This is a genomic window from Mucilaginibacter sp. P4_G9 (genome assembly GCF_056400985.1).
In genome coordinates this window covers 1-7,552 of sequence record NZ_JBFUKF010000242.1, presented here as the reverse complement: position 1 = coordinate 7,552, position 7,552 = coordinate 1, and the positions used below count along the sequence as shown (strand labels likewise).

The window sequence follows — 7,552 nt, the reverse complement described above, 5'->3', positions numbered from 1 at the left end:
ATAATTGAATGATGGGGCACAAAAGTTAGAAAATAGGGCGCTCAATGTTAAATTCTCAAAAAAACATGGAGTCTGTAAGGGTTTTGTATAAATAGCTGCCTTAGCTGAGATAAAATTGATAAAGATAAAATGGTATAGAAAATGAGTGTTGATCGTTTCAATAAACATAGTTGGATGTCTCAGAACACCTAAACATAAATAGCCATTGAAGCTGAGCATCGGGATAAATAGGTTCCGGAACTAAATTTAACTCATAAGCGATCTCTGGGATATTATGATCACTAACTACGAGCGGTTCCGCCGCTTTTTAACCGGATAATCCGGATAGATTTCCTAACTGACATGTAACAGCTTTTATTTTACGGAGGATTCGGGCATGGCTCATACACATAGCATGGGCAAAGTCATTAGCTTCAGAATGGAGTTATTTATATTCCGTTGATCAGGTACAGCAATTGAGACTTTTACAATATTAATTACGGGTTTATCTTATTTTTATGCTATCTTAGTATACCCGCTTACCAAAGGGCCAGGTTCCTGATTTCGAAGGATTCAATCATATCTCGATGCGTTTAAAACTTTATATTGTCGTTTCAGCATTGTTTTTTGCTTACACGAACAATTTTGCGCAAAATAGCCAATACCAATTTTCGCGACTAAATATAAGCAACGGACTATCTCACAACCAGGTTAATTGCATATTTAAAGATCCCAAAGGCTTCATGTGGTTCGGTACAGCATCGGGCCTTAACCGTTATGACGGTTATACTTTTAAAGTATTCAAGCACGACGTAAATAATAAAAACACCATAAAGGACGATTTTATAACTAATATTTGTGAAGGGCCCGACAAAAAATTATGGATAACAACGCGGGCCGGATATTCCTTTTATGACCCTGAAACGGAGCAGTTTAACAATGACGCGTCGTCAGTGCTCTATGCTATCAAACTTCCCGGGTATCCGTTCGTTTCCAAAATACTCCACAACGGCAAAGGCGACTTCTGGTTTTTGTGTCCTGATTCGGGCCTCTACAGGTATAATGAACTAAAAAAAACTACCACGCGTTATTATCATCACCGTAGTTCCAACCCATCATTATATTCAAGTTTTGTTACAGACATTGTGCAGGATACAAGCGGCAACATATGGCTTGCTTATGACGACGGCGTAGTAGAGCTATATGATGTAAAACGCAATGCAATTACGTACCAGACTGATATTTTTAAAAAAGCTGCTAATAATAAGGGCAGGAACTACTCGATAACTATTGACAGTGAAGGCGATCTCTGGGTGTATAACCCGAATATAGACTCCCATGCCTATTATTACAGCCCCCGGACGGGACGGTTCCGGCAGATTTCAAAAGAATCGGCGGAGACACCACTTACGTCGAACATCATCACTAATATTATTCAGGCCGACGACGGCCTTATGTGGATCTCCACCGATCATGGCGGAATAAACTTATTGGATAAAAAAAACGGCAGAATTACTTATTTACTGAACAGGGAAGATGATCCAAAATCATTGGGACAAAACACCGTATCGCTTTACAAAGACAACAAAGGCATTATGTGGGCCAGTACGCTTAGAGAGGGGGTAAGTTATTATCATAAAAATATTATCAGGTTCCCGTTATACAGGCACTTTGCCTCAGATCCCCGGAGTCTTAGTTTTGAAGATGTTAATAAATTTGCTGAGGATAAAAAAGGTAATTTATGGATTGGGACCAATGGGGGCGGTTTAAGTTATTTTGATCGCAAAACAGGCAAGTTTACCCAGTATAAGCACGATCCGGGAAACCCCAATAGCCTCAGCAGTGATATTATTGTCAGTTTATGTATCGACCATGATCAGCAGCTATGGATAGGCACTTATTTCGGAGGGTTGGACCATTTTGACGGGAAAAAATTTATTCACTACAAACATAATGACAAGGTGCCCACGAGCATTGCTGATGACCGGATATGGAATATCCTGGAAGATTCGTCGAACCGGTTATGGATAGGCACTTTTGCGGCGGGTTTGCAAATATTTGACAGAGACAAAAAAATATTTTCGCCTCCCTTTAAGCAAACGGATATCAGGTGCCCGTATACAGCCGCTTTATTTGAAGACAAACGGGGAAACATTTGGGTAGGTGGGTATTTTGGTATAGATAAAATATTAAAAAATGGACGTCGCGTTATACATTATAATAATAAGAAAAACGACCCTAACAGTGTGATCAGTGATGACATCAATAATATCACGCAGGACAGCCGCGGCCTGATGTGGATAGCGACAAGGGACGGACTAAGCATATTGAACCCCGAAACTAATCGTTTTGTCTCGCTGACGAAAAAGGACGGATTGCCCGACAACCAGGTTTTGAATATATTGGAAGATGGCACGGGGGCCATGTGGTTAAGTTCATCAAACGGGCTGGGGCGGATAACGTTGACACCCGGCAACGGCACCTATAAGTTTCAATTTGAACGCTTTGATGAAACTGATGGCCTGCAGGGCAGGGAGTTCAGTGTAAATGGAGCTTTGAAAACCAATAAAGGGGAATTGATATTTGGTGGCTCGCACGGCTTCAATATTTTCGACCCACTAAGTATACATCCGAATATCGATGAGCCTAAGTTAATTTTCACCGGCTTCCAATTATTCAACAAAACCGTAGCAGCCAATGAAGAAGTTGACGGTCATGTCGTATTATCAAAAGCAATTTCGGCCACACAGGAGATAACGCTGAATCACAGTGAAAATGTGTTTACCATTGAATTTGCCGCCTTGAATTTCTTTAACCCTAATAAAATAACGCACCAGTATATGATGGAAGGTTTCGATAAAGGGTGGCTTACTGCAAGCAATGCTACCCGGAAAGCTACCTACACCAACCTTGATGGAGGCGACTATACTTTTAGGGTAAGGGCTATTGGCCAGGAGGGGAAATGGAAACCCATCTATATAAAATTAAAAATTAAGGTATTGCCCCCCTTCTGGAAATCTACCTTAGCTAATGTCATTTACGTGTTGCTGATAACCGGGACGCTTTTTTTTATCCGCCGGCGCGGAATACAAAAAATAAGAAAGCAATTTATAGCAGAGAAAGAAAAGCAGGAAGCAAAGTTGTTAATTGAACAGGAGCGGCAGGAGGTTAAGCGTATGCAGGAGCTTGATCAGTTAAAAACTAAATTTTTAACCAATGTAAGCCATGAGTTCAGAACGCCATTATCATTAATTATGGCCCCGGTTGATAAAATGCTTATTGATGCCGATAAAGAGCGGGGCGAGCAATTGAATATGATAAGGCGAAATGCAAAAAGGTTGTTAAACCTTGTAAACCAGTTGCTTGATTTTCGGAAGATGGAAGTGCAGGAACTCAGGTTACATGCCCGGAGCGGCGATATTGTGAGCTTTATTAAGGAAATGTCTTATTCCTTCTCGGATATCGCCGAAAAAAAACAAATCGGATTTGTGTTCGACTCGGAAATTGAAAACCTGGAGATCAATTTTGACCACGATAAAATAGAACGGATCATATTTAACCTGCTTTCCAATGCATTTAAATTTACACCCGAAGGCGGGCATGTGAGCGTATTATTATCAACCAAACAAATATCCGGGCAGCAAATGCTCGAAATAAAGGTTATTGATACGGGTATAGGAATTCCCGCGGATAAAAAGGATAAAATTTTTGAACGTTTTTTTCAAAACGATATTCCCGGATCTATGGTTAACCAGGGTAGCGGTATTGGCCTGTCAATAACAAAGGAATTTGTAAAGCTGCATAATGGCGAAATATCTGTGGAAAGTGAACCCGGGCAGGGAAGTTATTTTTCCATTTTACTGCCTGTGCACATAACGGCCGAGACCGAAGAACAATGGACCGACGACGGGCTTAGCCTGCCCGAGCTTTCGGGCGAACAGGCTTTACAACAACCCGGGGATGTTGCCGCGGCTAAAAAACTGACCGTTTTGCTGGTTGAAGATAATGAAGACTTCCGCTTTTATTTAAAAGACAACTTAAACGATATCTTTCATATTATTGAGGCCGCAAACGGCAAGGAAGGCTGGCAAAAAACCCTGGCCCTGCACCCAAATCTGGTAGTTAGCGATATAACTATGCCCGAAATGAATGGGATAGACCTTTGCCGTAAAATACGTAACGATAAACGGACATCGCACATACCAGTTGTATTACTTACCGCCATAACCGGCGAGGAGCAACAGTTAAAGGGCCTTGAAACGGGCGCCAATGATTACCTCACCAAACCTTTCAACTTCGAGATCCTGCTATCCAAACTGAAAAACATACTGGCCATACAGCAGGATATGCGCAAAACATATCAAAAGCAGCTTGATGTCAAGCCAACAGATGTTGCGCCCGAGTCGTTCGACGAGGCTTTTATTAAAAAAACCTTACTGATTATCGAAAAAAATATTGATAATGCCGATTTCTCAGTAGAAGAACTCAGTAGCGAATTATGTGTGAGCCGCGTTACACTATATAAAAGGGCCCTCACCTTAACCGGAAAGTCTCCGGTAGAACTTGTCAGGTCTATCCGTTTAAAGCGTGCCGCTCAATTGCTTGAGAATTCGCAGCTAACCATATCCCAGATATCATACAAGGTAGGCTTTAAAAGCCAGAAGTATTTTGTCCGATCTTTTAAAGCCGAATTCAATTGCCTTCCATCGGCATATCAGCAAAAAAGCAAACAACAGGCTGATAAAGCCTGATAATCGCGGCGCATAGCCCTGGATTTCACCTTTCTTTTGGCCCATTTTGTTAACCTTCCCAGTGGTATTTTTATTCTTTTGTGCCGTTAAATCAATGGTTTATACTTTAAATATCTGAAAATCAGGATGTTGATATGATTTAACATTTGTGCCCCTATTTTTGAACAATCGATTGCGTTACCCATTGTAATTTTAACCTATACAAAACGGCATAAATTCAATATAACTGCCGCAGGCCTGTCATCCGGTAACGGTGCAGGCACATAACCAATTTTAATAGTAACCTGATTAAACTAAGCATTATGCCAAAACGTGTACTTATTAGCGCCTGTTATTTGCCTGCYGGGCAGTTACCAAAAACAGTTCGGCGGCCATCATTAATACCGCATATACAATTGAGCGGCATAGGCTGCCTGCAACAGTAACGGGCTTTTTACATAAATTATCTTATTTAATCTGATGCTGTTAGGGTGCCATTCGACCATTGCACGCAGGTAATAAATTCAATTTAACATATAAATATGGGAGGAAAATAATGCCGAGAAGTTAACCAATAGCCAAATAAACAAACCAATTTATCGTTCCGGTAAGCTTTCAACGGCAAAAACTGAACAGTAAATAGTTTCAAATGGTTGTTGCCGGGTATCCGGATATTTAAAAAATATGATAACAAAACAATTATGAATGAAGAAAAACCAATTAAGCACTAACCAAAAACAATGTACCAATTATCAAACCTTAAAATCCTTTTAAAAGATGGATAAAAATTTACAAAAGAGAGTGAAATATCAGATTTCATTAATCATCGCGGGTATATTTCTTTATATATCTGCCCATGCACAAACCGTAAATATTACGGGCAAAATAACAGGTGCCGAAGATGGCCAGCCGATACCAGGCGTAAGCATTAAGATTAAAGGGACAGGCCTGGGCACTATCTCCAGCATTGATGGTAGTTATGCCATAGCCGCTGAGCCAGGCAAAGTGCTTGTTTTTAACTTTTTAGGTTATGCTCAACAGGAAATAACTGTTAAACAGGCCGGCGCAATTAATGTCAGGCTGAATTCAACATCCAGCAATTTGAACGAGGTTGTTGTTATTGGTTATGGTAAAGCGCGGAGGCCAGATGTAACGGGCTCTATCAGTTCAATATCAGGAGCCAATTTGCGCCAAACGCAGCCAACTACTTTTGACCAGGCCCTGCAGGGTAAAGTTGCCGGGGTTGTGGTGCAGCAAGTGTCGGGCCAGCCTGGTGGCGGGGTATCTATTCAAATACGTGGCGTGTCGTCAATAACCGGCTCTAATTCGCCACTGTACGTAATAGATGGTATTATTATTCCACCGGTTTCCGACCCAGGTAACGGTTCAAATCCGTTAAATGCCATCAATCCTGCCGAAATTGAATCAATAGATGTATTGAAAGATGCTTCGGCAACAGCCATATACGGTTCGCAGGCAACCAATGGCGTAGTTGTTGTTACTACAAAAAGGGGCAAAGCCGGACCACCGCAGATAAGTTATGATTTCTATACCGGTTACCAGGAAATACTCAAGCGGCTCCCTACGGTAGATTTGCAACAATTTGCTACTTTTATTAATGCCCGGGCCGTTGCCTGGGGCTTTGATGCCAGGCCCGAATTTGCCAATCCTCAATATTTAGGTAAAGGTACCGACTGGCAAAAAGAATTATTCCGGAAGGCCCCGATGATGAGCCACACAATTACTGTAAACGGCGGGGATGCCAGGACCCAATATTTACTATCAACCTCGTATTTTAACCAGGACGGGATAGCCCTTGGGTCTAATTTTAAAAGATACTCCGTAAGGCTGAATTTAGATAACAAAACCACTGATTGGTTAAAAATAGGGACCAGCCTTCAATTGGCGCATATTAATGAAAATGTAAATTCAACCGCCAGTAATGTAATCGGCACCGCGCTAAGCATTACCCCCGATGTTCCGGTAACAAACGGTGATGGTTCCTTTGGTGGTGTTACCGACCCCAACGGTTGGGTACAACCTGTTGCCAACCCGGTGGCATTGGCAAAAATTGTAAAAGACCTGAAAAAGAGGAATCAGATATTTGGCAACGTATATGCCGAAATACAATTTACCAAAGACCTGTCGCTGCGAAATGAACTATCCGGTAATTTCGATTTTAATACGGAAGATAGGTTTTCACCAACTTATAGCTTTGGTAAAGGCACCCCCAGCCCTAACTACGGTTCCTCTGCCGCCGGCCAAAATTTTTATATTGTAATACGCAATTTTTTAACTTATAACCATAATTTCAAAAAATTTCATATTGATGCTTTAGCAGGGCATGAATCGCAGGAGAGCACTTTTGAAAATGTTAGCGGTGACCGAAGGAATTTTCCTTCAAACAATGTGCAGGCGATTAATGCGGGGGATGCCAGCACGGCCAAAAATTCCGGCGATAATTCACAATCAAACCCTACCGGCGGCTCTGCACGGGAATCTTATTTCGGCCGTATCAATTTTTCATGGGATGACAGATACCTGCTCACCGGGAATATAAGGAGCGATGGTTCTTCAAATTTTCCCACCAACAATCGTTGGGGTACTACCTATTCGGGTGGATTTGCCTGGAAAATTAATAATGAGGCGTTTTTAAAAGGCGTAAAATCTATAAATGAATTGAAGCTGAGGCTTGGTTATGGGCTAACTAACAATCAAGGCATACCGGGCAATACTTATGTAACCCAACTTGCATCGGTTACAAATGGCTTATCAGGTACAGCGCAGTTTCAAAACAATTTGTCAAATCCGGATGTGAAGTGGGAAAAAACTAATTATTACAG

Annotated in this window: 2 protein-coding genes; both read left to right on the top strand. The window is 41.5% G+C overall.

The features are described from left to right. The first annotated feature begins 566 nt into the window (after positions 1–566). Positions 567–4,730, top strand: a complete 4,164-nt coding sequence (locus tag AC1DPZ_RS18205) for a hybrid sensor histidine kinase/response regulator transcription factor (RefSeq protein ID WP_477405988.1) — start codon at positions 567–569, stop codon at positions 4,728–4,730. A gap of 780 nt (positions 4,731–5,510) precedes the next feature. Beyond that, the coding region (locus AC1DPZ_RS18200; RefSeq protein ID WP_477405986.1) for a SusC/RagA family TonB-linked outer membrane protein at positions 5,511–7,552 on the top strand (2,042 nt) is incomplete at its 3' end.